Source organism: Paracoccus onubensis, from assembly GCF_003591515.1.
Lineage (GTDB): Bacteria > Pseudomonadota > Alphaproteobacteria > Rhodobacterales > Rhodobacteraceae > Paracoccus > Paracoccus onubensis.
In genome coordinates this window covers 20,606-46,566 of sequence record NZ_QZCG01000016.1, presented here as the reverse complement: position 1 = coordinate 46,566, position 25,961 = coordinate 20,606, and the positions used below count along the sequence as shown (strand labels likewise).

22 protein-coding genes and 4 pseudogenes are annotated in these 25,961 nt (G+C 58.4%); 20 read left to right on the top strand and 6 right to left on the bottom strand.

Annotated elements, in window-relative coordinates:
* The first annotated feature begins 327 nt into the window (after nucleotides 1-327).
* A complete protein-coding gene (locus tag D3P04_RS19925; RefSeq protein ID WP_119751629.1) occupies nucleotides 328-1,356 on the top strand; it encodes a hypothetical protein in 1,029 nt (342 codons plus the stop codon).
* A gap of 48 nt (nucleotides 1,357-1,404) precedes the next feature.
* Here the strand turns inward: D3P04_RS19925 and D3P04_RS23790 are convergent.
* Nucleotides 1,405-2,547: pseudogene (locus D3P04_RS23790) on the bottom strand (IS66 family transposase); the annotation flags it as partial.
* Nucleotides 2,548-2,613: 66 nt separating this feature from the next.
* Between D3P04_RS23790 and D3P04_RS19910 the strand changes: the two are divergent.
* A pseudogene (locus D3P04_RS19910) lies at nucleotides 2,614-3,573 on the top strand (recombinase family protein); the annotation flags it as partial.
* On the top strand, nucleotides 3,570-3,962 hold the full coding sequence (locus tag D3P04_RS19905) for a hypothetical protein (RefSeq protein ID WP_119751627.1): 393 nt from the start codon (nucleotides 3,570-3,572) through the stop codon (nucleotides 3,960-3,962). The pseudogene D3P04_RS19910 and the gene D3P04_RS19905, both read left to right, overlap by 4 nt.
* 524 nt (nucleotides 3,963-4,486) lie before the next feature.
* On the opposite strand, the pseudogene D3P04_RS19900 reads toward D3P04_RS19905, so the two are convergent.
* A pseudogene (locus D3P04_RS19900) lies at nucleotides 4,487-5,263 on the bottom strand (recombinase family protein); the annotation flags it as partial.
* 372 nt (nucleotides 5,264-5,635) lie between these two features.
* Here D3P04_RS19900 and D3P04_RS19895 point away from each other — a divergent pair.
* The 8 genes from D3P04_RS19895 (at nucleotide 5,636) to D3P04_RS23175 (ending at nucleotide 10,779) form a co-directional block, all read left to right on the top strand.
* A complete protein-coding gene (locus D3P04_RS19895; protein ID WP_119751626.1) occupies nucleotides 5,636-5,947 on the top strand; it encodes an XRE family transcriptional regulator in 312 nt (103 codons plus the stop codon).
* A gap of 98 nt (nucleotides 5,948-6,045) precedes the next feature.
* Nucleotides 6,046-6,300 (top strand): ribbon-helix-helix domain-containing protein, encoded by a 255-nt coding sequence (locus tag D3P04_RS19890; RefSeq protein ID WP_119751625.1) that lies wholly within the window; start codon nucleotides 6,046-6,048, stop codon nucleotides 6,298-6,300.
* Between the two features lie 4 nt (nucleotides 6,301-6,304).
* Nucleotides 6,305-6,616, top strand: coding sequence for a type II toxin-antitoxin system RelE/ParE family toxin (locus tag D3P04_RS19885; RefSeq protein WP_119751624.1), 312 nt, complete (start codon nucleotides 6,305-6,307; stop codon nucleotides 6,614-6,616).
* A 286-nt stretch (nucleotides 6,617-6,902) separates the two neighbouring features.
* Nucleotides 6,903-7,922 carry a DUF4123 domain-containing protein gene (locus D3P04_RS19880; protein ID WP_119751623.1) on the top strand — a complete coding sequence of 340 codons (1,020 nt, stop codon included), beginning with the start codon at nucleotides 6,903-6,905 and terminating at the stop codon, nucleotides 7,920-7,922.
* Nucleotides 7,919-9,715 (top strand): hypothetical protein, encoded by a 1,797-nt coding sequence (locus D3P04_RS19875; protein ID WP_119751622.1) that lies wholly within the window; start codon nucleotides 7,919-7,921, stop codon nucleotides 9,713-9,715. Before D3P04_RS19880 ends, D3P04_RS19875 begins: the two co-directional genes overlap by 4 nt.
* 16 nt (nucleotides 9,716-9,731) lie before the next feature.
* Nucleotides 9,732-10,016, top strand: a complete 285-nt coding sequence (locus tag D3P04_RS19870) for a hypothetical protein (protein ID WP_182912943.1) — start codon at nucleotides 9,732-9,734, stop codon at nucleotides 10,014-10,016.
* Nucleotides 10,017-10,025: 9 nt separating this feature from the next.
* Entirely contained in the window at nucleotides 10,026-10,358 is a 333-nt protein-coding gene (locus tag D3P04_RS23180; protein ID WP_147391968.1) for a hypothetical protein, read from the top strand.
* Between the two features lie 118 nt (nucleotides 10,359-10,476).
* Nucleotides 10,477-10,779, top strand: coding sequence for a hypothetical protein (locus tag D3P04_RS23175; RefSeq protein WP_147391967.1), 303 nt, complete (start codon nucleotides 10,477-10,479; stop codon nucleotides 10,777-10,779).
* A 144-nt stretch (nucleotides 10,780-10,923) separates the two neighbouring features.
* Here D3P04_RS23175 and D3P04_RS19865 read toward each other — a convergent pair whose 3' ends face one another.
* The gene (locus tag D3P04_RS19865) at nucleotides 10,924-11,424 is read right to left on the bottom strand and encodes a hypothetical protein (protein WP_220475380.1); all 501 of its coding nucleotides are present in this window, start codon (nucleotides 11,422-11,424) and stop codon (nucleotides 10,924-10,926) included.
* Nucleotides 11,425-11,477: 53 nt separating this feature from the next.
* Here D3P04_RS19865 and D3P04_RS23895 point away from each other — a divergent pair, with 53 nt between their 5' ends.
* From D3P04_RS23895 to D3P04_RS19830, 8 genes are all read left to right on the top strand, one after another.
* Nucleotides 11,478-11,603: a hypothetical protein gene (locus D3P04_RS23895; RefSeq protein ID WP_119751620.1), complete on the top strand. Its 126-nt coding sequence runs from the start codon at nucleotides 11,478-11,480 to the stop codon at nucleotides 11,601-11,603.
* Nucleotides 11,604-11,802: 199 nt separating this feature from the next.
* Entirely contained in the window at nucleotides 11,803-12,192 is a 390-nt protein-coding gene (locus D3P04_RS19855; protein WP_119751619.1) for an MbcA/ParS/Xre antitoxin family protein, read from the top strand.
* Nucleotides 12,189-12,890 (top strand): RES family NAD+ phosphorylase, encoded by a 702-nt coding sequence (locus D3P04_RS19850; protein ID WP_119751618.1) that lies wholly within the window; start codon nucleotides 12,189-12,191, stop codon nucleotides 12,888-12,890. The genes D3P04_RS19855 and D3P04_RS19850 overlap by 4 nt, the downstream gene beginning before the upstream one ends.
* A gap of 240 nt (nucleotides 12,891-13,130) precedes the next feature.
* Nucleotides 13,131-13,898, top strand: coding sequence for a GntR family transcriptional regulator (locus tag D3P04_RS19845; RefSeq protein WP_119751617.1), 768 nt, complete (start codon nucleotides 13,131-13,133; stop codon nucleotides 13,896-13,898).
* A gap of 297 nt (nucleotides 13,899-14,195) precedes the next feature.
* Nucleotides 14,196-15,770, top strand: a complete 1,575-nt coding sequence (gene ggt, locus D3P04_RS19840; RefSeq protein ID WP_119751616.1) for a gamma-glutamyltransferase — start codon at nucleotides 14,196-14,198, stop codon at nucleotides 15,768-15,770.
* Between the two features lie 37 nt (nucleotides 15,771-15,807).
* Nucleotides 15,808-17,442 carry an L-lactate permease gene (locus D3P04_RS19835; protein ID WP_182912942.1) on the top strand — a complete coding sequence of 545 codons (1,635 nt, stop codon included), beginning with the start codon at nucleotides 15,808-15,810 and terminating at the stop codon, nucleotides 17,440-17,442.
* 11 nt (nucleotides 17,443-17,453) lie between these two features.
* Nucleotides 17,454-17,624, top strand: a complete 171-nt coding sequence (locus tag D3P04_RS23460) for a hypothetical protein (protein WP_182912941.1) — start codon at nucleotides 17,454-17,456, stop codon at nucleotides 17,622-17,624.
* A gap of 214 nt (nucleotides 17,625-17,838) precedes the next feature.
* The gene (locus D3P04_RS19830) at nucleotides 17,839-21,300 is read left to right on the top strand and encodes an ExeM/NucH family extracellular endonuclease (RefSeq protein ID WP_119751614.1); all 3,462 of its coding nucleotides are present in this window, start codon (nucleotides 17,839-17,841) and stop codon (nucleotides 21,298-21,300) included.
* Between the two features lie 429 nt (nucleotides 21,301-21,729).
* On the opposite strand, the gene D3P04_RS19825 is transcribed toward D3P04_RS19830, so the two are convergent.
* The 3 genes from D3P04_RS19825 to D3P04_RS19815 are packed head-to-tail and all read right to left on the bottom strand — an operon-like array spanning nucleotide 21,730 to nucleotide 25,204.
* On the bottom strand, nucleotides 21,730-23,274 hold the full coding sequence (locus tag D3P04_RS19825) for an ABC transporter transmembrane domain-containing protein (protein ID WP_119751613.1): 1,545 nt from the start codon (nucleotides 23,272-23,274) through the stop codon (nucleotides 21,730-21,732).
* Entirely contained in the window at nucleotides 23,274-24,326 is a 1,053-nt protein-coding gene (locus D3P04_RS19820; protein ID WP_119751612.1) for a P-loop NTPase family protein, read from the bottom strand. The genes D3P04_RS19825 and D3P04_RS19820 overlap by 1 nt, the downstream gene beginning before the upstream one ends.
* Before the next feature lie 35 nt (nucleotides 24,327-24,361).
* Entirely contained in the window at nucleotides 24,362-25,204 is an 843-nt protein-coding gene (locus D3P04_RS19815; protein WP_119751611.1) for an alpha/beta fold hydrolase, read from the bottom strand.
* Between D3P04_RS19815 and D3P04_RS19810 the strand changes: the two are divergent.
* A pseudogene (locus D3P04_RS19810) lies at nucleotides 25,113-25,901 on the top strand (HTTM domain-containing protein). The gene D3P04_RS19815 and the pseudogene D3P04_RS19810 overlap by 92 nt on opposite strands.
* Nucleotides 25,902-25,961 lie beyond the last annotated feature (60 nt).

Below are 25,961 nucleotides of genomic sequence, written 5' to 3'. Positions count from 1 at the left end.
GAAAGGGCTGTGGGAAACGGCCATCTGCCGCGCCTAGCGCGAAGGCCTGCTTCGGGCCGACAACCTTGGCGTGCCCTGTCGCACGGCAGAAGGCGCCCGCCTGGAGCCGTTGTTCGAAGCCCAGAACCGACTTCTGGGTGGCTTCCTCCTTTCGTCCGCTTGCTACCCTAATAAGATCACGTCAAAGAATTTGCTCGATTGCCCAAAGCGAATGTCACATAGAGCGAAAAATGTTCGCCGATGGGGCTCAAGGCACTTGGCGAGTTGGTTTGAACTTGACAAATAATCAGCCACGCTTCCTCGATCCGTAATTGTTAGGTTTCCGACATGACCGTCACCTTGGACCAGCTGAAAGACCGTGCGGCATGGATGGAAGCCAGGTGTCGTCAGCTTGAAAAAAAGGCAGCCAGCCAGAACGGAAAGGTCTCACTGCACGAAAGTTGGCGCCATGAATACGTGTCATTCCCCTACCTACTCGGTGCGCCGGACGACCGTCTGGCTTCTCGGTTCAAGGATATTTTTAATAACGTTACCGAGTTAAGTGAAAAATCGAAGATCGTGCCGCTGCCGATCAGCAGCGAGCATGCGTTCATGGAAAAGTTCACTCATATGCTCGAGGAATATGGGATTCGAACAGGAGGAATGCCGGAGAAATCAATCCTTCAGGAAGCTACAGCCCCGGCGGGCAAGTATTTTTCGAATGGCGCACCGGTCGCAGCCAAAATCTTCGAAGGATATTCAGCTCCGCCCGAACCTTTCACCGTCAAATATGGCCAGCGCCAGCATCTTGAACCCATGCTTCAGGCAGGGCGAGTACGTATATCACCTGCCTCATATTACAACGATCACGTCCACAATCCCGCGGTTAGGGATGATGAAATCCACCGAACTTTCTTCATCCCAACCTTCCGCGAAAGGCTCAAGGGAATCCATCACACCACTTTTCAGGGGATCCGGTTGGAATATGGAGACGACGATCTTGTGTTGCCGATTGAGGCCCCCAATTACTTTCTGCCCAGCCTCTGTGACGGAATCCATTACCGTATGCCGACCGATTTCAACGCTGATGCCGCGCTTATAATTCGCGATCCTCAACTCTTCGCGCAGCGCGTGATATCTAGTTTTCTTGCACGATATCCCCGATGGAAGCCGCACTACGGCCCTGTAACCTACTATGATCCCTATAGGGATTTCAATAAGGTACGGGTCCACCAGATGTCCAAGCACTTCGGCTATGCCTATCAACGCGAAGTGCGTATTGTCATGGAAGCCTACGACATGCCTCGGCAACCGATGCAGCCTGAATTCCTCGAAATTGGACCTATGTTTGATTATGCTGAACTGCTAACCGCATAAAGTCGCCCCTTGAAGGGTCATCAGGTGTAAGCGGGCAGCTGATGCCGTTCAGGGCGTGTAGTTCCAAGGCATGAGAGCGTCGATTTTGGCGCTCGGCCATTGGTTGGCGATGCGTTCGAGGGTCTGCGTCAGCCAGGCCGTAGGATCGACGTTGTTCATCTTGCAGGTCTGCAGGAGGGTGGCGATGGTGGCCCATGTGCGGCCACCGCCGTCCGAGCCAGCGAAGAGGCTGTTCTTGCGAGTGATGGTCTGGGGCCTGATGGCCCGCTCGACGATGTTGGAGTCGAGTTCAATCAGGCCGTCGGTCAGGAAGCGCTCGAAGATGTCGCGCCGGGCGATGGCATAGCGGATGGCCTCGGCCAGCTTCGATTTGCCCGAGATGCGGGGCAATGTCTGCTGCCAGAGGGCGAACAACTCGGCGACGATGGGCACGGAGATGGCCTGCCGCGCGGCGGCGCGGGCCTCGGGGCTCTGGCCGCGGACGTCGGCCTCGAGCTTCCACAGATCGGCCAACCGTGTCGCCGCCCGAACAGTAGGTGTATTGTCCTTCAGTCGCTCTGAAACGGACAGGAACGCTTTACGGAGCGCGCGGTTGTCCTTCCCCTTGGAGATGCCGGCCAGCAGCTTCGCGGCGTCGAGGACTTCTCCTCGCCAAGCAGCCGCGTCGTCGAGGCCGCGGCTGATGCCGCTTCGCAAGGCGGGCATCGTTTCGATGACATCGCGGACCGTCCGCACCATCCCCGATACGGCGATCTCCACATCTGTGGCCTGTCCTGCGATGTCCGAACGAATGCCGACGATGATCACCCTGTGGCGACGCTGCGGGACTCCAAACGCCTCGGCGCGCACGATGAAGTCCGAAGGTTGTGTCGCATCCCGCAGGCTGGCTTTGCCATTCTCGACCCGGACGGCACGAAGTTCGTAGTGGTGTTCGTGACCCGTGCCGAGCGAGGACAGATCTTCCATCAGCATCTCGAAGACAAGTCGGCTCTCGACTGTAGACGAAAGCATGCCTTTGACGTTTTCCATCACGAAGGCGGCCGGACGCAGCTTATCGAGAACCCGGATGTATTCGCGAAAGAGGTAGTGCCGCGCATCCTCTTCCGGAATATAGCCGACCTTTCCCCTGGAGCGGACGCGCCCCACCAAGGAATAGGCTTGGCAGGGCGGGCCGCCGATCAGGATCGTATCGTCGTACTTTCGTTTCAGCGTAGCGATAGCGCCATCTATGGCTGTCGCCGCAGCCTCGGTGCCGAGCTCACGCAAGCCTTCAACACCACGACGTCGATGGGACGGCTAACGCTGAACATCCTGCTGTCCTTCGCCCAATTCGAGTGCGAGGTCACGGCTGAGCGCATCCGCGACAAATTCGCCGCTTCCCGGCGCAAGGGCCTGTGGATGGGTGGGGTGCCGCCCTATGGCTACCGGGTCGAAAACCGGAAACTTCTCGTGGACAAAGAATGTACCGAAAGTGTCCGCTGGTTCTTTACTCGTTTTCTCGAGATCGGTTCATGTACGGAACTGGCGCGGGAAGCTGCCGCGCGTGATATCCGTACTCCGCGCGGTAATCCAATCGACAAGAAGTACCTCTACCGGATGCTCAACAACCGCACCTATATCGGCGAGGCGGTCCACAAGGGCGAAAGCTACCCTGGCGAGCACGACGCCATCGTCGACCGCGAGACGTGGGACCGCGTCCACGCCATCCTGCAAGAGAGTCCCCGCAAACGTGCTGCGCGAACCCGCGCCGAAACCCCGGCATTGCTGAAAGGTTTACTCTTCGGACCGGACGGTGTGGCCTTCTCGCCAACCCACACCCGTAAAGGCGGCAGACTCTATCGCTACTATGTCAGCCAGACCGTGCTGAAGCATGGCGCGGGGGCATGTCCGGTCGGCCGGGTTCCAGCAGGCGAGATCGAGGCGGCGGTCATTGACCAGCTACGCGCCGTATTCCGCCAACCCGAGATCGTCGCGGGGACATGCAAGGCAGCGCGGGCGCAGGACGGCGACATCAGCGAGACCGAGGCACGTGCCGCGCTGATCCAACTCGACCCGCTGTGGGGCGAACTCTTTCCCGCCGAGCAGGCCCGCATCGTGGCGCTGCTGGTCGAGCGTGTAGACATTGACATGGAGGGCCTGACCATTCTGCTGCGCGCCGACGGCCTCGCTGGGCTTTCCTGCGAGATGTTGGCCGGAGACATGGGAGCGGCCGCATGACCCGCAGGTCGCCGATCCCAGAGACAGTGACCCTCCATGTTCCGTTCCGCATGGTGAAGCGCGGCGGGCGGAAGGAGATGCAGATGCCGGATGGCGCTGCGCAGCCGCACCGAACGGACAGCACCATCGTCAAGGCGTTGGCGCGCGCCTTTCGGTGGAAGCGCATGCTGGAGTCGGGCGAGTTCGTCACCATCGCCGAACTGGCCGAGCGAGAGGGGATCGCGCCTTCCTATATGACCCGCATTCTACGATTGACGCTGCTCGCGCCCGAAATCGTAGAGGCTATCCTCGACGGGGAGCAGAGCCCGGACATGGCGCTGGGGCGGGCGCTGGAGCCGTTCCCGGCAGAGTGGGCAGGGCAACAGAACATGCTCTGCGGACCCTCGTGAACGGCCCATTGCGGATCTTTGCCATGCGTAACTGTCGCTGCAGCGCAGCCCGTCAGACCGGCCATTCGCTGCTTGTGCAAAATTTTGAATGTGGCGGCCTGGTGGTCTGCGGGAAGAAGCAGCCAATGGCTTTAGCCAACGACCCGATTGAGGGTTCTGAGGCCTGCCTTGCCCCGGAAGTGGGGTTTTCGGTAAACGATCTGGCCATTGCGGGCGAGAAACATGTGGCCGCGCACGTAATGCAGCGCCCTGGGTGACCCCGTTCCCAGCTTGGAGCGATTGCCCGGAACTCGGTCATCTGGATTGCGCAGGGAGATCAGGATCTCCTCGTTCAGGTGCATGGTCACGACGCTGATGCTCCGTCTTCCGGACACCCCTGTGACTTCTGTGCTTGCCTGCTTGCGCTTCTTGGCCGACCCGCCGGCTTTGCGCGGCAGGATGACCGGCCTTGGCGTCTGCTCGGCATCCTTCAACTCCAAGACGGCTGCCATTGCAATCGCGGCCTGAAAGATGCCATTGACCTCGACCATATTGCCGATGTATTTTTCGTTGGTCAGCACCTGATGGACGGTTGCTCGTGTCCAGGGCCGATCGAGGTCGGTACGCAGTCCGTCGGCATTCAGGATATCCGCAATCTCTCGCTCGGATCGGCCTTCTTCTACGAACATGCGATACATTCGCCGTACGACATCCTGCTCCTGTTCGGGGCCGGGAACGAGTATGACCCTGTCGGTCTGGAGGCTCTTCTGTTCGCCGCGTGACAACTCGCCCTTGGAGTTGCCGTGTTCGTCGATCAACACCCGGCGCAAGCCGTATCCTGCCGCGCCACCTTGGCGATATCCAAGCTCGACCAGGCGGCACTGTCCGGCAAATACCTTGACCGAGAGCTCGCGACTATATTCGCCGGCCATGATCCGCTTGACGGTTTTCAGTAGGTTCGAACTGATACTGCCGTCATTCTCGAACTGCTCGCCGCAGTAATGCACCCGTATCCCGGCGCGGGAACAGACGTGCTCATGATACGCTCCCCCGTCGGCATCCTGGAACCGGCCCCAGCGACTCACGTCATAGACAAGGATCGCCTTGAAATCGGGCTCGCCAGACTGGACCTCAGCCATGAGGTTCTGCAATGCCTCACGTCCATCGAGCTTCAGTCCGGAGCGCCCTGAGTCCTCGAATACCCGCAGAATCTGCAGGCCGCGAGCGGCGGCATAGCTGCGGATGACATCGAGCTGGTTTTCGGTCGAATATTTCTGAAGGTCAGTCGACATTCTTACATAAGCGACAGCTGGCACATCCATTTCGGAGGCATCATCGCTCTTGTCCGAATTGGTCGCTTGGGCAGCCCTCACAAATCCATCTCCCTGCCATTCCGGACAAACTTCTCCAATCCATACGAAGCGGCGGTTGAATGCTCGCGTCGATGTAAAGCGAGGGAGGCTGGAATGTCGTTTCCGAAAAAGGGCAAGTTCTTTCCAACCTGTTCGCGCTGGTGCCGCGCCCTTGTTCTGCATTCATTCGCGCATCCGTGCGCCTGCGTTACCTTTCCGCAGTTCATATCCGTCACCTTCACATGATGGGGTGGCTCCGAGAGGCGGACCAAATCGATCTGCTACGGAAACAGATGAAGTCTGCCGTTTTGATGTCTCTCCAAAGGTTTAACGGAGAGAAACATGAAGATGCGCGTGAAGATGGGCACAGTTTTGCCGAAGATGGGCACAATTGTGTACCTGGAGGACGTTCCGGCCGATTATCGCGCTGCCATAGCCATGGCCTTACACGCAGAACTCGGCTCGACCCATCGGGCAATCAAGTCTGCGATGCGATGGACGGGCGCCAGTGAGCGAACCGTGAAATATTGGTTCGCGGGTGAGAGAGGACCGAGTGGTGAACATTTGGTTTCCCTTGCGCGGCATTCCGATGCCGTGTTGTTCGTGCTGCTCGCAATGGCTGATCGGCAGATTGTGGATGACAATGAGGAGTAGATTGGTGCGCTGGTCGACGCGCGCAGGGTTTGTGCCACCCTTGTTGCGTGTGCGTTTTTGGTTATATTGAATACGAACGTCATGAAAGGAGCACCATCATGCCCCGCACGACCACGATGACCGTCCGTCTGAGCGGGCCCTTGAGTGATTTCGTCGCCACGAATGTGAGCGGAGACGGCTCCTACGAGAATGTCAGCGAATACATTCGTGACTTGATCCGCCGCGACAAGGAAAGGGTGGAGCGGGAAGCTTTCTACCGGCTAAAGGCGGAACTGACCCACGCATTTGCAGCACCGGAATCATCGTACAAACCGCTCACTGCAGCCGAGGTTATCGCCCGGAACCGGACCTGAGGGCATGGTAGCCGTTCGCGTCCAGGAGGCGGCATCGCTGCGCCTCGATGATATCTATCGCTATACCAGGGATCGATGGGGGATCGAACAGGCTGACCACTACATCACCGGCATGTTCGCAGCCTTCGAGAAGATTGAATCCCGAGGTGTCGTCTCGAGGCCCATCCCCGCCGAGTTTGATGTCGACGGGTTTTTCTTCCGCTACGAGCACCATTTCGTTTACTGGCGCAGGCTTTCGAACGGTGACATCGGCATCGCAACTATCCTGCACGAGCGGATGCATCAGATCGATCGGTTCCGGGAGGATTTCGGTTGAATTATGTAACGAATGATCCGCTCTATGAGGGAGCAGCTTTCTTTGCGGTGGCGTATTTCAAAGTTCTGCGATGGTTTTTGCTCTCACGATCTTATCGGTGCAGGACGGAATATATCGGCTTCGGTGTATAGGGTTCATCCTTCGAGTGTCCTCCTCCTGGTAGGCTGGCGGCTGTTTCACCTGCAGCCAGCCCACCAAAAACATTAGGATGACAGCAGCCAGACGAATAATATAAAAGCAGATAAGGTACCTTTGAAGATTTTGGATATCAGCGTGAGTTCTGGGTATGGAGAGTAACGCCGACGATAAAGTTTGGGATTTGACCTTCTCGTCCAGTGTCAGTTCAGTTCCGGCGATCGAAGTCGACTTTGACAACGTCTCCAATGCGGTGACTGACCCAAGCTTGATCCCACTGCGCCAGTATGATCCCGATGGTTTGCGAACATATCTCGTTCTTGATCCGACCATGCGCACGGCTGTGACTGGTTTGTTTGATTTCGACACCCTTGATATTCCCACCCAGTCGCTTTTCGACGGAAGAGCAGCCGAAGAGAACGCAGAGGTTGCCCCCTATCTCGTGGAAGCAACGGTGGCGTCAGATGACCGCGTTCCCCGATTCAACAGGGACTTCCTGAAGCGGCATTGGGGGCAAAACACGGGTATCATCGTCCGATCACATGCTCCGTTCGACGCGGTGCGCAAACACTTTCGTAAATTTACGAAGTTGCGGCGTGAGAGTGGTGGCGGATGGTTTTTCTTCCGGTTTTGGGACCCCAGGATCGCGTCAATTTATCTCCGGACAGTTCAACATAGCGGAGAACGCGCTGAGCAATGGTTCGGACGTGGTCTGATCGACAGCTATATCGTTGAGGAAATGGATGGCCAGCAAGCGACAATTTTCCGCGCGGGCTTGCCGGTCAAGCCATCAAATACTCCCCTTCGTTCCGTGATCCTGGCAGAGTGGGAGTTACAGCCCTTCCGCAATTCTGCCTATAAACGCGATATGGAAAAGATGGCACAGGCACTCAAGGCAGACTTCAAGCCCGAGTTGAAAGCATATACGCCAGAGGCAATCGTCTCCATGATCCGACCAACGCTTGAACGTTTCATGGGCTATGGATTTCGTCGCAAAGAGCATCTGCATGTGATTGCAGCGTGGGGACTATTTTTCGGGATAGATTTCATCGCAAAAGATCCCGATGGTGTGTTGGAGCAAATCTGTAGAACGCAAACTTCGGAAGCGGACCGGTTCGCAGCATTAAAAAAACGCATGGCGCAGTTCGGATTGCCGGAGAGTACCGCATGAGTTTAACGCCCGATCAGATCACAGCCCGCTCCGAACATACCGGCTTGGCAAATGCGGGTGAAATGGGATCGGAATGCAGACCCTGTGCTCGCGCGGCCGGAGTACAGTTCTTTTACGACGATCCGCTGCAGACGCCCATCACGGACCTTGAAATACGGCTTGCTGATGCTTCGGGAGCCACTTTGATCGATGGCGTCAAAACCGAAGCACCCGCCACTCGCGGTGCAGAAGATGCCGCGCCAGGAACAGGCGAGTTACGTGCATCCTTGGGCGGGGTAAGGCACGGCGACGTCCCGGTGGCGGCTGGCGCCCTCACCGCGCACACCAATCCTTCCCAGAATATCCCTGCGGTTATCGAGGACGCATGGCGGATCGAGCAAGACATCGTGGCGGCGCTTGGCGCGTTCGAGAATTCCATGAAGATCAAGTTCCAGCATTATGTGGATGAATGGCAGAAAGACGGCATGATCGGTGCCGCCGCCGATCTGGGCGAAGGGGTGATGCGCGGCATCGGCAAATGGTGGGATGGGGAGAAAGACTTCTGGGGTACGGCATGGGGGGCATTGAAGTCATCGGTCGCGTCCATCGATGCTTATATCGGACAAGCAAACGAAGAGGGCCTGCCTTGGTGGATCCCTGGCGCTTCTGCCGTAAACCTCGCCGGAAAACTCGGGCGCGATCTCGGCTCGGGAATTGTCGCCTTCTTCAACGATGAAGGCGTGGTCGAATTTCTGAGTGATCTCGGCGAGGTGATGCGGGGCTTCCTGGCAGGCGATATCGACAGAATCATTCGCAGTCTTCAAAATCTGACCGGGATCGAGGATCTGGCCGGCACGTTGGGCGAATTCGGCAAAATGATCCGCGAAGCCCTGGCCGATGGTGTGGACTGGATGCGGGATATGGTTGAAGTTCTGCGACGCACGCCGGTCCTGAACCTCATGGTGAATACCGCGATGCGGTGCCTGCTCCTCATGACGCCCAACTTCTGGGCCGGTGTTCTGGGGGAAGGTGTCGGCTTTATCATTCCCGAACTACTGATCTGGCTCATTGCGACGATCATTGCGGCTCTGAGCGCCGGAGCGGGTGCAACCATGCTTGCCGCTCGTTGTTTGCGGATCGCCAGCAGTCTTCGCAACGCCATCCGCGGCTCACATCACGTCGCTAAAATTCTGTCGTTCCTTGATGAGATTAAGCCAATCTTCGATATGATAGGCGATCTTGCCAAGAAGCTGCGCGAAAGCATCGAGGAAGTCGGCGAACGGATCATGGATCAGGCACATCGTGTTGTCCGGTCTTCGCGATACTGGCGGCAGAGGCTTGATGAATTGGCGCGCCAGGGGCACGGACCACAGCGGCATGAGGGCGATGTCACAGATCGCCAGTTATATGATCGTGTGCATAAGGGTATTGACCCCATGACCGGGACGCAATGGGACGGTGCCCGGAAAGGTCCGAATGGGACGCTTGTTCTTCATAAAACGGGACGCCATGCGACGAAATTCAACACGCCAGCAGATTATGTGCGTGCTTATGATGAAATACTGAAACAGCCAGAATATGCTGCCTTCGCTGGCGGGAGAAAATCAAGCGTGGCTATCGAAATCCAAATGTCGCATATTTTTGGCTCAACCTTCAGAGCGCGGATAAAGGGTTATTCGGTCGCTTCCGGAACGCCGGGCCAGCGGCCATTAATTACTGCGACTGATTTTCCAAATGATACGATCGTAAAAGCTATCTTTCGGAAAAATGAAAATGGGCAGCCGTATCTTCTAACTATGTTTCCAAATTTTTGATACGATGGAGGGTGTTTTGATTTTATCAACGGACACGAAAACTGTTCTCTCCTTCTGGGATGCCAATGCTTACTATCCGGAAGATGCTTTTGACTATGTCAGGTGCCTTCGAGAGAGCGAGGTAATAATTCTTCAGAAAGAGATTCAGGCGTTGATGCAGGCCGACGATATGACGCGGATCATTTCACGGTTAACCGGCTTTCAATTTAAATCAGCCGAAAACACTAGGAGCTTCCTAAAAGCACTCAAAGGCCACCTGTTTTCTGCGCAACCTGTGCCGGAAATTGCAGAATATTTATGAATCACTAAGGTGGCATTTGATCTAGTCCAGATGCTCGGTAAGCTCATGGCAGTACGTTCTACTCGTTTCATCACTTTGCTTGGACTTTTTGATGCGAATGTTTCGCTTAGTGACGAGGTCGGGGTTTATCTTGATAGCTTTTCTGCGACCGATAGAGAGAAGCTGCGGCAAGAATTTGAAACCTGTCTGCGGTCGGGTATTTTAGGGATGGAAAGATTCTACAGTTCTACATCTTGTTACGCAAAAGATGAAACCACAGCCCGGCGTTTCTTTAACGACGTCTATCGGTATGCATTCGAAGGGGGAGAGGAACCGTATGTCCCGGACTACTCGGCATCGTGACGAATATCTTCAACGCAACAATATTCGGATCCAACAACAAGATCATCGGGATATTCCTGAAAAATGCTTCCGGCACGCCGCAGCTTGTAACCCTGTATCCTGATCCATGAGGTCAGCCATGACACTTTCTGTAATTTCATCTGATCTGACCACCTTGCTTGGTCATTTTAATGTAAATATTGCGTGGAGTGACGAAGTCGCAAAATATCTCGATAGCTATCCGGCAGCCGAAAGGCAGGCTTTGCGAGAAGAGTTTGAAACTTGCCTGCAGCTGGACACTCTCGGGATGGAACGGTTCCGCAGATCTACGGCTTGTAACGCTAAAGATGAGGCCACAGCCCGCCGTTTCTTTAACGACGTATACCGGTATGCTTTCGAGGGGGGAGAGGAACCTTATGTACCAGACTACGCGGTATCATGATGAACATCCACGACTCACCGAGATATGCCGGGTAGAACATAACAAGCATTACCACCTTCCATGCTGGTGCAGATGGAGTTCCAACGTGGGACAATTCGAATCCCAGCAGTAAGAAAGTAATCGCGAGGTGGAGAAGGTTCGATGTTAGGCCCGTCCCCTCCGCCATTTCAGTCCCTGAGTGGGCATTGAGTTTACGCCATCGCCCGCGACCAGCGTCTGAAGCAACCGGGACCTTGATCCCATGATCCTCACTTCGCCGGTATCGACCTCGACGCGTTGCGCGAGTGCTCGCAGGTAGTCGCGACGATAACCTCCCCCTTTGAGCCGGATGCGCTGACAGGCCGTGCTGGCGAACTTCCGCAGCATCTGCGGCGTCACGGCCTTCTTGCCTGAGTGCTGAAACATGGCTTGCGCGCGCTCGGCGTCCGCTTTCGCCTGATCGCGGACAGTTTTGAGCCCATCAATGCATCCAATCGCCGGGAAAAAGGTTCCCCGGACCTTTTTCTGGCCCGGCTCATATCTCGACGCGGCTTCGGCGGTGAACCACGTCGCTTCAGGGCACAATGATAGGATGACCAGTTCGTGGTCTTGTATTTCGTCGGGATCCAATTGCTCATGCCCAAAGGTATCACGCTGGATACACAAGATGAATCCTGTCGGCCATTTGCGCAACAAAGCGCGGTGAACTGGCCGAGGCAATGATGCAGGCGATCAACATGAACCTTGCCGAGCGCCGCCACCGCCACTCGGCGCTTCTCGAGGGGATCATGGAGCATGATGTCAATTGGTGGTCGTCGGCCTACCTTTCGGTGCTTGGCAAGTGATATTCTGGCACAGGCAATAGGTTCCGCGGGAGCAGGCTTCCCGCAAGACTGTCGGTCAGTGCAAGGACATCGTTGACCGGAACGATCTCGTGGGCGCGAAGGGAAACAGCTTTGTTCGGTCTGGTTTGATCACCTGATTGGACCATATGAACTTTACATTGGGATCATATGGCCTATATTGGGTTGAAAGGAGATCGAGATGCAAATTGCCGCCAAAACCCGCGAACCCGCTCGGATCAACGCGGTTGCACTGCAAGCCTATGCACGCATTGTCGATGCCTGGGCCCTCAGCCTGAAAGAGGCGGCGGGTCTTGCGGATATGTCGGAAAGCACATGGAAGCGTGCCAAAAAACCTGATTTCGCAGGAGAGTTGACCAAAGATCAACTGCTGCGCCTCAGCGCTGTCATTGGCATCTACAAGTCGCTTGAACTCTATTTTTCCGAACCACTTGCAAGACGCTGGTTCACGCGGCGGAACGCTGGCCCCCTGTTCGGCGGCAGCAGACCTTTGGACACCGCAATCGAGGGCGGTCTGCCCCAAATTCTTGCCGTCCGGACCTATCTCGATGCCTTGCGTGGCGGCGCATGAGGCAAATCGAGATTTCCGATCGCGGTCTTATTCGTCTCTTGCCCGCCACCTATCACAAGCCACCTGTGCTCCGGGGGCTCGTCGATACCGATGGCGAACTCGAAATCCTTGCGGAGATCGAGGGGCTGACCAGCGGTCGCCTTCTGGCTGAGCGGGGCAAAAACCCTCATCTTGACCCGCGTGAGCTTGCCTGGCACCGCCGGAGTCGCGACTTGCGCATCTACGGCGACACACATGTCAATGCCGCCTTCACCTATACACGAGCGGGCGGAAACCGCTTCAATTCCGAAGAGCGTGGCGCCTGGTATTGCGCCTGGGACGTCATGGTCTCTGTCAGCGAAGTCGCGTGGCACCGTACGCGGGAACTTGGCTACACCGGGTCATTCGTGGATAGCGCCCGCTATGTCGAGTTGTTGGCGGATTTCATCGGCGTATTCGATGACATCACCGATGAACCGCATCACCCATCGCTCAACGCGGATCCGGACATCGGATATCCCGAGGGTCAGAGCCTTGCTCAACATCTGCGGCGTGAGGGCTCGCGTGGGCTGATTTACCCATCTGTGCGAGCGCCTGCGCCGGGTGGAAACTGTCTGGTTTGCTTCGAACCCCGCGCAATCCAGAATGTCCGCCCGGGCACATCATGGGATCTCGTTTGGAACGGTACGCCAGACTATTCGATCATTGCAGTCGCCTGACTTTCATTTATTCCGTCGAGCCATTCTGACATCGGAATGCGAGGGCCGAGGGCACGGGATTGTTGTAAACAACCATATTCATCGGGTCCTGGCCGAGATGGGCAATTCGACGTCCTCCGCGATGGGAATGGCTCTCGATGAATCCTCCGGCTCCGTCCCGGGCGAAAATTAGCATGCCGGGCGAATGATCGGGTAATACACAGAGAAGGGATCGCGTTGGGCAGGGGAGGAAGCAGCCGGATGACATCAGGCAGGAAGATTGAAAAATCGGCAAAATCAGCTGCTGCCGGCAGCAACGACGCTCTTGCCGGGGCTACGGCATCACGCGGCATAAGCCGGGTGGAAGGCCCCGCCCCGAATGAAACCCAGGCCAATTTCGCCTACCGGCTGATTGAAGAAATGATCGTGACGCTCAAACTGCCACCGGGGACGCGGGTTTCGGAAAAATCCCTGAGCACCGAACTCGGCATTGGTCGTACGCCAGTGCGCGAGGCGCTCAAGCGGCTCGCACAGGAGCGGACAATCACGATCCATCCGCGTTCGGGTGCGGTGATTTCGGCCATAGACGTCGATGATCACTTCAAACTGATCGAGGTGCGCCGGGAGTTGGAGCGTATTCTGGTCGGCCGAACCGCGAGACTGGCCAATCCGGGAATCTGCAAGGCATTTTCGGATCTTCAACTGCGGTTCGAAAAAGCCGCCGCTGAAAGCAGCGAGGCACTGTTCATCGCCGCGGACCGGGAGTTCAATACGCTTGTCGCAAGTTCCGCGGATAATATTTACGCAGCGGATGCCATGGGACCGCTACAGGCGCAGACACGGCGATTCTGGTTTCTGAATTTTCAGCAATTCGGCGATCTGACCAAGGTTTGCCGGTTACATGCAGCTATCGCAAAGGCCATTGCGGCAAATGACGAACGCACTGCCCGCAAGGCTTTGGACCGACTGATCGACTATGTCGAGGAATATACCTATCAGACCCTGCGCGCGATTATGAAGCGCAGCTGAATCAGCAGTTTTCCGGGGCCGGACAGACCGTTCACGCTTCAGGGAATCAGTGAAATAAAGCCCCCCGAACTTTTCGTTTTTCGCCCAAGGGCTGCGTACCCGTCTTGTGGTTGGTGAATTTCGATCTGACATGCATTGCATTGAAATTAAAAATAAAATCATCTCAATTTATGGGAATTTCATATGATGCGCAAATAGGGCGCATAGTTTTTCTTGTCATAACTGCCATGTCAGTTATGGTATCTGTTATTCCACAGAGGGAGGGGAAAAGCTTTGAAAACGTCACGCCCCACGACAATGGCAACGCGAGGAATGGTTTCCTCGCCTCATTACCTGGCATCTCTTGCAGGGCTTTCAGTGCTGCAGAATGGCGGTTCGGCGGTTGATGCGGCAATTGCGGTGAACGCGACGCTTGGCGTGGTTTATCCGCATATGACGGGCATGGGCGGCGACGCCTTCTGGCTGATCTACGATGCCGGAACCGATGCCTTGCACGCTCTGAACGGATCGGGTCGTTCCGCTGCCGCCGCAACCTGCGAGCTTTACCGCAAGGGGGGGCATGAGGTGATTCCATCGCGCGGAGCCATGTCGGCAGTGACTGTGCCGGGAGCTGTCGACAGCTGGTGCATGGCGCATGAGCGTTTTGGCAGACTCAGCCTTGCGGATAATCTTGCGGGGGCAATCGCCTATGCCCGCGACGGATATCCGGTTTCCGCCGGGCAGGCTGCTTTCACCACAATGACAGCTGATGTCCTGTCGAAGCACAAGACGACCGCGCGCATATTCATGCCCGAAGGGCGCGCGCCCAAAACCGGTGAGATCATGCGTTTTCCCGCCCTTGCCGAAACGATGGAGGCCGTCGCCCGCCAGGGACGCAAAGGTTTCTACGAAGGGGCGGTTGCCGAAGAAATCATCCGGTCTCTGGATGCGGCGGGAGGATACTGGCAGGCAGAGGATCTCAAGGGGCATCGCGGTAGCTGGGATGATCCGGTCGGGGTCGATTACCGCGGCTACAGCTGTTTTCAGCACCCGCCGAACAGCCAGGGCTTCGCCCATTTGATGATCCTGAATATCCTTGAAAATTTCGATGTGGCGGCACTGAAATCCGATCCCGCCGCTTATGTCCATCTGGTGGTCGAGGCGACCAAGCTCGCCTTTGTCGATCGCGACCGTTACCTGACCGATCCCGAACATGCGGAGATCCCGCTTGCCGACTTGTTGTCAAAGGAATACGCAGCCGAGCTGGCCAGCCGGATCAACATGAATTCGGCGCATCCGGCGCAGCCGGTACCGATGGGACAGGACACAACGGCAACGGTGGTAGTGGATGGCGACGGAAACGCGGTTTCGATCATCCAGAGCCTTTATCACGAATTCGGCTCTGGCCTCGTCGCGGGCGATTCCGGTGTTCTGCTCCAGAATCGCGGCTCGTTCTTTTCGCTGGACGAAGGGCATGTGAACCGGTTGGAGGCTGGTAAACGCTGTTTCCATACATTGATGCCCGGCATGATGTTCCGCGAGGGCAAGCCGCTGCTGGTCTATGGCACGATGGGGGGCGAAGGGCAGCCGCAGACCAGTACGGCCGTGGCCACCCGCTTTGTCGATTTCGGCGATGATGTTCAGGTCGCGATAGACAGCCCCCGCTGGCTTTACGGCCGGACCTGGGGCGAAGACACCCGGAATCTCCGCGTGGAGGCGCAGTTCGGCGATTCCGTCACCGCCTCGCTGGGGCAACTGGGCCATCCGGTGGAGGTCATCGAACCCTGGAGCGATCTTGTCGGTCATGCCGCCGCAATCAGGATCGACCCGGATAATGGCGTTCTGTCGGGCGCAGCAGACCCGCGCGGAGAGGGGATCGCAGCGGGCTGGTGACGCCAAAGGAGGAGGCGTCAAAAAATGGGAGGAAATCATGGAACTACCAGTTACCATAATCAGCTGGTTAACAGCGGCACTGCCGCTGTTGATCCTGCTTGTCCTGATGCTTGCCGGCAGATGGGGAGCGGCCGAGGCAGGCCCGGTCTCCTGGCTGATCGCGGTCGGGATGGCCTGGTTCTATTTCGGGGCTTCTGCGGAAACCATCGGCTTTGAAAGCGTCAAGGGCGTGTGGAGCGCGATCACCGTGCTTTATGTCGTCTGGGCATCGATCCTGATTTACGAGGTCAGCGACGAGGGCGGAGCCTTCGAACGATTGCGCCACGGGATTGCCGATGTTCTTCCCGATCCACTGGTGCAGGTGATGGCTTTCGGCTGGGCCTTTGCGTCGTTCCTGCAAGGTGTCACGGGATTTGGCGTGCCTATCGCTGTCTGCGCGCCTCTGCTGGTGGGCATCGGCGTGCGCCCGCTTTATGCGGTCATCATTCCGCTGATCGGTCATGCGTGGAACAACACGTTCGGCACGCTGGGCGTCGCCTGGCTGGGACTCAAGGAAGTCACGGCGATGGAGCCGCTGCTGGCGGCGCAAACCGCCCTTTATGCCGCTGCTTTCATCTGGATCCTGAACGCGCTTGGCGGCATCCTTGTCTGCTGGCTTTACGATCGCGCGCGCGGGGTCTGGCACGGTTTGCCGATTATCGTGGTCATGTCCGCGATTCAGGGCGGGCTGACATTGGCGCTGTCGCAATGGAACGATGTCCTGAATGGCTTTGTTGCGTCCAGCGTGGCTTTCGCGGCCCTGTTCGTTCTGGCGCGTCTGCCGCGCTATCGTGCAGAGAAACCCCGCACCAGTAGCGTCTTCACCAAAGAAGCCCGCGAGGGGACGGGGCATGACGGTGGCGGAACAGGCTCCGATCCGCAAGATGCGGCGGCAATCGCTTCGCCCCGCGCCCTGACATTGAATCAGGCGTTCATTCCCTATTACGCCTTGGTTCTGATCACTTTCGCCATTCTGCTGGTCTCTCCGCTGAAGAACTCGCTGAGCGCCTTTGCATTTGGCGTGGATTTCCCGGAAACGGTGACGGATCTGGGATTTGTCAGGGATGCGACATCGGTCTCGATGGCTCCTTTCACGCATGCGGGGTCGTTCCTGCTGGCATCCGCACTGATCGGTTATGTCGCCTTTCGCCGCATCGGCGTCATGAAACAAGGCTCGTTTGGCCGGATAGTGCGTAATACGGTGGACAAATCGATCCCGTCGACAATTGCCGTCATCGCACTGATTGCCATGTCGAACGTGATGGCCGGCTCGGGCGCCATCGAGGTTCTGGCGCATGGGGCTGCGGCCGCCACCGGACCCGCCTATGGTTTCCTGGCTCCGGTGGTTGGAGGGCTGGGGGCGTTCATGACCACGTCCAACCTTGCCTCCAACCTGCTGTTCGGCACGTTCCAAAGCTCAACTGCCGATGCCACGGGCCTGCTGAAACCGGCTATCCTTGGCGCTCAGACCGCCGGAGGTGCTGCGGGCAACATGATCGCACCGGGCAATGTTTTATTGGGAACGACGACTGCGGGAATCCTTGGCCGGGAGGGTGAGGTGCTTCGCGTAACGATTCCGCTGTTCACCATCGTGGCGCTGCTTATCGGCGCCGTTGTCTTTCTCGTTGCATAAGGAGAAACAGGATGTCGAAATCAATCATATGCCAGGTTATCGCGGGGATCGTCGCGATCATCGCAGTTCCGCTTCTTTATGTCGGGCTGATGCATAATGTGGCGATATTGGCTGCGGCAGGCTTTCTGCTGTTCACAGCCAGCATGCTGACAACCCCGATCCTGCGATTCATGGCGAGATGAAGGGCTAAAGGTAGCCAGATTCGGATGCTGCCCGATGTTTGCAGCCCGTGGCAGGAGTTTCCGCTTCCTGCAAACGCCCGCCCAGTTCTTCTGGGTGGGCGTTTGCAAAATCTGTGTCGATGACGGTTTCCGCCGCCCTGTCACATGGTGGTTGCGTAAGACGGTTAGCTTTGCAGTTCAAGGGCGGTGAGCCACTGCAACGGAGGAGAGTTTCATGGCATCGAAACTATGGCAGGATGGTAAGGCGGATACGGCCTCGACCGAAGTTGCCGCGCTGGACGAGCGTTTCGACGCCGCCGCGGGATTTTCGACGTCAACCGACTTCTTTTCGGACGGCAGTGGCGATTACTTCGGCATCGCAGGCAATGATCCGGATGATTTCGGCTCGGATACGACGCCATCCGGGCTGAAGTCCTATGAAGGGGAGGATGGCGGCTATCTGACCGGGCAAGATCTGGACGGCGAGGGCGCGTCGCCTTCGATCAGTGCGGAATGGAACGGCATTGATATAACAGGGCTGTCGAGCCTGACATTCCAGGGCAGCTTTGCGGAATATTTTGATGATCCCGGCGATATCGACGCCGAGGATTACCTGCGCATCGAGGCGCGGATCGACGGTGGCGCGTGGCAGACCTTGCTGGCCTTTGCCGGCGCGGATTTCAGTTCGGACAGCTATAACGGCAATTTCCGGCAGGATACCGATCTGGATGGCGGCGGCGATGGCGCTGCTCTCGGCAACGCATTCCAGGAATTCTCTGCCGCGATCACGGGCAGCGGCCTGGTGCTTGATCTGCGGTTTACCGCCAGTGTTGATGCCGGAGACGAGGATTTCGCCGTCGATGACTTCCGCATCATCGGCACATCGGGCGGCGAGGCTACGCCCGCCGTCATCGCCCGGGCCGGCGACGGACTGGCCGTATCCGAAACGGGCATGACCACCGACAGCTTTACGCTGGAACTGGCGACTGTGCCCGCCGCACCGGTGGAAATCACGATCACGGCCCCGGACGGTCAAAGCGAGATCAGTCTTGACGGGATCAGTTTCGGCGCTTCGGTTACAGCGGTTCTCAATGGCGCCGACCCGGTGGGGATCATGTTGCGGGCGGTGAATGACGAATTGGACGAAGACACGACGCATACCGGTATGCTCGGCTTCGAGGTCGTGAGCAGCGATCCCGATTATGACGGGATCACCCTGAGTGACCTGACTGTCGCGATAACAGACGACGATGCAGCGGTAACATTGATTTCGGCAGTTCAGGGCGGCGGTGATCACTCTGACATGACCGGGCAGGAGGTCACGGTTGAAGCGGTCGTAACGGGAATTATTACCGACGGTTCGGGCCGACAGGTCGGTTACTACCTGCAGGAGGAGGATGCCGATCAGGACGGGGATGCGGCGACGTCCGAGGGGCTTTATGTCTATTCCGGCGGTTCCGTGTCGGTCGGGGACAAGCTGCGCCTGACCGGGAATGTCTCGGAATATGGCGAACTGACCCAGCTGGAGGATATCCGCGACCTGCAGGTGCTTGAAACCGGCGCCGCTCTGCCTTCGGTGACGCAGATCACGCTTGGCATGCGCGATGGTTTCGAGGCTTATGAAGGTATGCGGGTCCAGTTGCTGACCGGGTCGGAGGAACCGCTGACGGTGGTGACGAATTTTGACCTGGACCGTTATGGCGAGATCCAGGTGGCCGAGGGCAACCTGATCCAGCCGACGCAGATCTATGACGCTCAGACACAGGCAGCCGAGATCGACGCGCTGGCGGCGCGGAATGCCGCTGCGCGCCTGACCATCGATGACGGCTCGACCGGGCAGAACCCGGATCGGGTGACGATGATCGATTCAGGCGATGGTACGCCTTTGGAAGCGGGTGATCCGCTGACCGCCGAAGGGCCGACCCTGCGGCTTGGCACGCAGCTTTCCGGTATTACCGGCATCATGGACGAACGTTATGGCGGCTACCGCGTGCAGGTCGATGCTCCCCTGGAGGTCATCGAAGGCACCGGAGAACGGCCCGACAATGCCCCTGATGTCGGGGGCGATCTGCAGGTCGCCAGTTTCAATGTGCTGAACTATTTCACCACGCTGGGCGCGTCCGGACGGGGGACCGGTCCGGATGGTGATCTGGACCCGCGCGGCGCGACCACGGCCGAGGATCTGGCACGGCAGACCGACAAGCTGGTTGCCGCGATCACCGGGATGGATGCCGAGATCATCGCGCTGCAGGAGATCGAGAATAATGGTTTCGGCGAAGGCAGCGCCATCGCGGCTCTGGTCGATGCCCTGAATGGTGCGACCGCGCCCGGGACCTATGCTTTCGTTGATCCGGGGATGGATTTCGTGGGCACGGATGCAATTACCACGGGCATCATCTATCGTGCCGATCAGGTTACGCTGACGGGCTCGGCAGTTCTGGAATATACCGAGCACACATCGGCGGCGACCACTGCAATCGCCGAACGGATCGAAGAAACGACCGGCGAGCAATTGGACGATTACGACCGCAACCGCCCCTCGATCGCCGCGACATTCGAGACAGAGGGCGGTGCCGAAATCACTGCGGTAGCCAATCATTTCAAATCTAAGGGAGACAGCGGGTTGCAGGGCCTGATGGACGCGGCCGAGGCTGCCGGCGCCGATCCCGCATTGATCGAGGCGCTGCGCGATGATCCGAATTTCGATCAGGGCAACGGACAGGGTTTCTGGAATGGTGTCCGGACCGAAGCCGCCGCGGAACTTTCCGAGTGGCTCTTGGGTAATCCCACCGGTGCGGAGAGCCTGGAAAATCTGCTGATCCTTGGTGATCTGAATTCCTATGCCGCAGAAGATCCGGTGCAGATGCTGGAAGAAAACGGGCTGACCGATCTGGCGGGCAGTCGTCTGGGCACAGACGCCTATAGCTATGTCTTCGATGGTCAACGCGGCACTCTGGATTATGGCATGGCCAGCGAGGGATTGCTGGACAAGGTGACCGAAGTCGCCGAATGGCATATCAATGCCGACGAGCCGGACCTGTTCTCCTATTCCTCGGAATATAACAACCCGTCTTTCTATCGCGAGGATCCCTATGCAGTATCCGATCACGATCCGCTGCTGATCGGCCTGACGCTGGATCCGGAGCGGCAGCTGGTGTCGACCCGTGCCGAGTTCGACGATTCGCGGCTGCTGTTCAATCGGGTGACTTATTCGGAGGACGGCGAGAAGGTTTCCACCGATACCGTGCCGGTCCTGTCATCCGAACTGAAGATCGCGGGATCGGATATCACCGTTTCGGCAGAGGGTCGGGGACATTTCAACCTGCTCAACTTCGCAGGTGACGGTTTGAGCGTCTATTCCCCCTTCATGGACAGACCGTTCGGCAGCGATGCAAAACGGCTGGACAAGCATGAAGCGGTTCGTTTCTCGATGGAGGATGGTGGGCGTTTGACCGATGCGCTGGACGTGACGCTGGAACTGGACTCTGTCAGCGGTTCGGGCAATCTGCATCTGTCATTCTTTGACGATGATGTTCTGGTCGACGAAATTCTTTTGAAGCCTGCCGATGAAAGCATTTATGCCGACCCGGGTATGGTTTTTGATGAAATGGTCGTCAGTGCCGATCAGAACCTGGCATTTGAGATCGCGGCAGTGGATTTCACGAGGATCGAAGATGACGGGTTTACCTTCGTCTGAACCTTGTCAAACAGCTGGCCCATCACAGTAACCGGATGCAGGCATGCACCTGAGGACTGGTGACCGGCATCGAATTAAGCCCGCATTGCCGTAAGTCGCGTGACCCTGATCTCAGCCGACCGGTTGGACAGGATTTCGCAGTAGTCCCCTGTCCTTTGGAGCTATTGGAGCTTTGTTGATCGCGTGGATGCCCCCTCCCGACGGCATCGTAATGTGCCAACGTGATGTTTGCTGAAGGCATCATAGAAGGAGAGAGCATCCACGCCATCAACAAAGTCACCACGCACAGCAAGCTACCATAGGTGCTGTTCGACAGGGTGAAGGCTGTGCGGATATGTGTCAGATAGGCCCTGTCCTGCTGTTTGCCAGCGTCTCCCGCGACATCGACCGGTGTCAGGCGCGTGCAAATTGCCCGGCCTGACCGCTATTTCAGGTGCGACCGATGACACCACGCTGGAACAAAAGCGTCGCGCCGCAATGATTGGCCCAGTTCATTATTTGATCCCGCGCGCCTGAGTCGAGTGTGACGATCTGGCTTTCCACCAGGATCAGGCGGGGTTTCAATTGTCTTGCCCGTACCAGGCTGACCAGCGCGCGCTCGGAAAACAACAGGTTTTGCCCTCCCTCGGACAGCTTGCCATCCAGGCCGCCCAAACGGGACAGCGCGTCTCTCAGCCCGGATGCTCTGGCGAGCGCCTCAAGGCCCGCATCGTCCAGACGCCGCGATACACCGAAGGTCAAAGCCCGACGAAACGATCCCTGAAGGATCGGCGGCTTGGCACTGATGGTCACGACGCTTCGTCGCAAGCTGCCGCGGCTAAACCGTCTGAGGCATACACCCGAGAGGGTGACAGCACCTTCAGGTATCTTTTCAAGACCATTCAATGCGCTGAAAAGAAAAGAAGAGTCCAGATCGTTCAACTCTGTCGCGCCGACACTCGTCGCCGCCAGCTCAAGATCGAGCCGTTTACCCGAGGGCAAGGCGAGGTCCGATATGGCGATGGTGGCCGCCCCGCCGGGAAACGAACATCTATCCGTATAGGTTTCGCGCTGCTGCCGGGACAGCGCTGCATCCGCCTTGATCGCGGCCGAGCGCCAGGCTGAGTGAAGGTTCCACACCGTCGCCAGGTCACGCATGGGCGAGATCAACAGCCCGAATGCCGCAAGCCCGCCCGCGATCACGCCTGGACTCTCTCCGGTGCGAAACCCGCCGATGAGGATGAGCATCGCGGCCAGACCGGCGATCGCATCGGGAACCGCCTTCAGGGCCTCGGCCAGCCGAAGCCGCGCGACGGCGGCCCGGATCATGCGGCCGATCCGGTGGTCGAGCTGACCCATCTCGGTGCGCCGCCGGCCCAGCCTGTCCAGTTCAGGCGCAAGCGGCATGCGTTCGGCCATGTCGACGGCGATCCGGGCACGGCGCGCACGCAATCGCCGGTGCAGCGGTCGCAGGCGCAATCCGCCAAGACCAATCAAAACAAGCGCCAGGGTGACCAGCGGCAATGTCAGCCACGCGAAAACCGGAGCGAGTGACCAGAGTACGGCCAGCGTCAGCGGGATCAGAATCGCACCTGCGACAAGGCGGGGAATCCCCAGCCCGATCCAGTTGCGAAACGCGGTCATGTCCCCCACGAAACGCAGGCTCATATAACCGTTGCGCCGCCTGGCGACATCGCTTGCCGCCATCCCGGCAGTATGCTCGAACAGTGCAAGGCGGATATCGCGCGTATAGGACTGCCCCAGCCACTCACCCATGACGCGTGCCGAAACACGCGTCGCGGCTATTACAAGGCCGGAAGCCGCCAGCGTCACCAGCAGGACAGCCGGGAGAGGCGCGGCACCATGCAGGGCCTCGAACAACCCGCGCGTGGCAAAGGCGGCGGCACCGGCGGCAGCACCTCGGGCAAGTGTCAGCCCGCTGACGGTCAGCAATCCCCTCCCTCGACCATTCGATAGCAGTCCGGGCAGCGCCATCAGGCCGCACTCCGCCACTCCGCCCCTGACCGGAGCGCGAAGGCATTGGCCTCTGCCGGATCGGAAAGGTCGTTCTTTCCAAGCACCGGAACTCCGGTCGCCCCGAGCGCCTCGGCCGAAGCCATCGGAGAGCAGCTCAGCATGCCGGTCAGAACGTCCGGCGTGACGCCGTGGCGCCGCATTTCGGCAACGCCGCCGGCGGCGGCAACCGCATCGCCGCAGGCAAAGACAAGCCCGGAAATACGCCGCTGGAAAGCCGGATCAGCCAGAAGCTGCGCCGTTTCGCGCTGAAACAGGCCATCGGCTATTTCGAGAACGGCGATCTCGCAGCCTGCATCCTCGGCATGCGCCAGCAATCGGTTGATACCGGCGCGGACGCGTTCGAGCGGTTCGCGATAGGTGGAAACCATGCCGGCATCCGTGAAATCGGCGACCACATGCGCGCCGGTATCCCGGTATTCGTTGAAATCGCCGAATGCGCCCGTGCCGGTGCCCTTGAGCGCGGCCACCCGCCATCCCGCACGCCGCAACCCCAGGGCAAGCTGTGCCGTCGCAACCGTCTTTCCCGAATTCATGGCGGTACCGAATACGGCAATCACCGGGATCCGATCGCCACGCGCCGATACCCGCACCGCAAAATCATCAAGATTCAGGGCCGCGCCATCCGCCCGCAAGAGCCGCCCCTCGGGGATAAGACGCGTCGCCTGCTTGATCCGTTCGTTTCGCGCCACCATCCGCCCGATGCAGCCGCCGCCTGCCAGAAGATCGGCGCTTTTGGGCAGTATCTCGGCAAGTCCTTCGAATTGATCGGGCGCATAGCGGGCCCCGCAGGCAAGGACCACCGCGTCACCGGGGTAGATGTCAGAATGCCGTCCGGATTCAAGCTGTACCCGCCTGTGCTGCCCGATCTCGGAAACATACGCCAGTATTAGTTCACCGGGACGGGCTTTCTCGAATGCCGTATCCATGCCGGTGGCCAATGTGCGATCTACCCGGCGCGTGGAAAAGGTCCATTTGGCGCTCGCAAGTTGGGTTTCGAATGCAGTCGTCATGTCTTCTCTCCTTGAAATTATGAGATGCGCCGGTCTTATCCGGCCGCGGCAAGTGCTGGTGTCATGTCAGAGGTTTCGGCCACCATCCGTGCCAGCCCGGCCTCGGTGATCGCCAGCTCGAAATCATGGCCGCAGCCCGGCAATTCGATCAGGGCGATATCCGCCACACGCCCGTGGCCGTGGGCAGCGGCGCGCACCGCATCCACATAGGTCCGGGCCCGGTCGTGACGGTTCCGCCCCTGCCGGTCGTCCAAAGCGGAAGAGACGCGCAGGGCGGGATCGCGCTCCGTGTCGCGCGATCCCACATAGACACGGATTTCCAGCTCGAGATAGGCTGCAAGACCCGCCTGCTTGCGCCGGATCCAAAGCGCCGCGCTACGGGTATTGCTTTCGCCCAGCCCGTAGGGATAGGGCATGGACATGTCGGGCAGGCAATACCAGCCGGCGGCCACAAGGCTCAGCCGGGCGATGCGCTGCGGGTAAAGCATCGCAGTGCGGTGGGCAAGCTGCGCGCCGCCGGAATGACCGACAAGATCCACGCGGCCCCCACAATCGGGAAAGCGAATGGCTAGCCTGTTCAAAAGCTCGACCAGGGCCTGGTCGGCACGTGCCGGGTGTCCGGGACGCTGGAAATGCGGCCAATGCGAGGCCGTGAAATGGGGCAGGACGATCAGGCGTCCGCTGTGCTCGGCCTCGGCGCGGAAATGCCGCACCAGCGACCGGGCATTACGTGAAATTCCATGCAATACGACCAGCGGGCGCGACGATACCATCCGGCGGGGCGTAATGACGAATGTCGCAAGCGGTCCGGCCTGCGTTGCGATATTGATGCGCTTGACGGTGCTATCGGTGGTCGGGGCTTCGAATTCGAGTTCCATGACGGTTCTCCTTGAGTCGTGTTCCGCATCTATTACGCGGCAGCCTCCCGAGTATTCCCGCTGTCTTCAAATTTTCATTTATTCATCTTGCCAGTACGGTCTGCCTCGCAACGCCGGGTTCGGACAAGAACCTGAAGGATACTGGAATACTCGGGGGGAGAACGGGTTCGGCTACTTCTTCCTGCTCGACAAGGCGGAATACCTGAACCATTTCTACCTCATCCTGCTGTTCCTGATCCTGATATGTTTTTTGTTTCCACGGGAGGCTGTCGCTGAACGCGCGGTTGTTTCCGCTGTCTTCGCCATCCGTGCGCAGACGGAAATCATGCTGCTTTTCGCGAGGATCATGAAAGTGACGCCGGACTGGCTTGCGGCCGAGCCGCTTGGGCTCCGACAGCGCGATCAGGCGGATCTGCATCCGCTTTGTTTCCTCTTTCACGATGACTGGGTGACCCTTGCCGGCGCATGAGGCATGGTGGCACTGCACCGGGTCGGAATGCCGCTGCTGTTGTGGAAGAGGACGCGGCTCTGGGCCTTTGGCATTTACTGCCTTTTCCGCATGGCCAATTCAGGTTTTTTCCGTATCGGCATCTTTCTCTGGCTGACCACCGCGCTCCTCGACCGTCTCACCCGTCCTGCGGACTGCGACATCGTCGAAACCGGCAATGAGAGCTGGCGCTTCAAGATCCGGGAATGACGCCCCGCATCCCGCTGGCGCGATACGGCTGCGCTGTATGAGGACTACACCGCATCGGGC

Excerpts from the sequence above, each read along its gene's own strand:
- D3P04_RS19925 (WP_119751629.1), top strand. The coding sequence starts at position 328 with ATGACCGTCACCTTGGACCAGCTGAAAGACCGTGCGGCATGGATGGAA.
- D3P04_RS19905 (WP_119751627.1), top strand. The coding sequence starts at position 3,570 with ATGACCCGCAGGTCGCCGATCCCAGAGACAGTGACCCTCCATGTTCCG.
- D3P04_RS19895 (WP_119751626.1), top strand. The coding sequence starts at position 5,636 with ATGAAGATGCGCGTGAAGATGGGCACAGTTTTGCCGAAGATGGGCACA.
- D3P04_RS19890 (WP_119751625.1), top strand. The coding sequence starts at position 6,046 with ATGCCCCGCACGACCACGATGACCGTCCGTCTGAGCGGGCCCTTGAGT.
- D3P04_RS19885 (WP_119751624.1), top strand. The coding sequence starts at position 6,305 with ATGGTAGCCGTTCGCGTCCAGGAGGCGGCATCGCTGCGCCTCGATGAT.
- D3P04_RS19880 (WP_119751623.1), top strand. The coding sequence starts at position 6,903 with ATGGAGAGTAACGCCGACGATAAAGTTTGGGATTTGACCTTCTCGTCC.
- D3P04_RS19875 (WP_119751622.1), top strand. The coding sequence starts at position 7,919 with ATGAGTTTAACGCCCGATCAGATCACAGCCCGCTCCGAACATACCGGC.
- D3P04_RS23175 (WP_147391967.1), top strand. The coding sequence starts at position 10,477 with ATGACACTTTCTGTAATTTCATCTGATCTGACCACCTTGCTTGGTCAT.
- D3P04_RS23895 (WP_119751620.1), top strand. The coding sequence starts at position 11,478 with ATGATGCAGGCGATCAACATGAACCTTGCCGAGCGCCGCCACCGCCAC.
- D3P04_RS19855 (WP_119751619.1), top strand. The coding sequence starts at position 11,803 with ATGCAAATTGCCGCCAAAACCCGCGAACCCGCTCGGATCAACGCGGTT.
- D3P04_RS19850 (WP_119751618.1), top strand. The coding sequence starts at position 12,189 with ATGAGGCAAATCGAGATTTCCGATCGCGGTCTTATTCGTCTCTTGCCC.
- D3P04_RS19845 (WP_119751617.1), top strand. The coding sequence starts at position 13,131 with ATGACATCAGGCAGGAAGATTGAAAAATCGGCAAAATCAGCTGCTGCC.
- ggt (WP_119751616.1), top strand. The coding sequence starts at position 14,196 with ATGGCAACGCGAGGAATGGTTTCCTCGCCTCATTACCTGGCATCTCTT.
- D3P04_RS19835 (WP_182912942.1), top strand. The coding sequence starts at position 15,808 with ATGGAACTACCAGTTACCATAATCAGCTGGTTAACAGCGGCACTGCCG.
- D3P04_RS23460 (WP_182912941.1), top strand. The coding sequence starts at position 17,454 with ATGTCGAAATCAATCATATGCCAGGTTATCGCGGGGATCGTCGCGATC.
- D3P04_RS19830 (WP_119751614.1), top strand. The coding sequence starts at position 17,839 with ATGGCATCGAAACTATGGCAGGATGGTAAGGCGGATACGGCCTCGACC.
- D3P04_RS19825 (WP_119751613.1), bottom strand. The coding sequence starts at position 23,274 with ATGGCGCTGCCCGGACTGCTATCGAATGGTCGAGGGAGGGGATTGCTG.
- D3P04_RS19820 (WP_119751612.1), bottom strand. The coding sequence starts at position 24,326 with ATGACGACTGCATTCGAAACCCAACTTGCGAGCGCCAAATGGACCTTT.
- D3P04_RS19815 (WP_119751611.1), bottom strand. The coding sequence starts at position 25,204 with ATGGAACTCGAATTCGAAGCCCCGACCACCGATAGCACCGTCAAGCGC.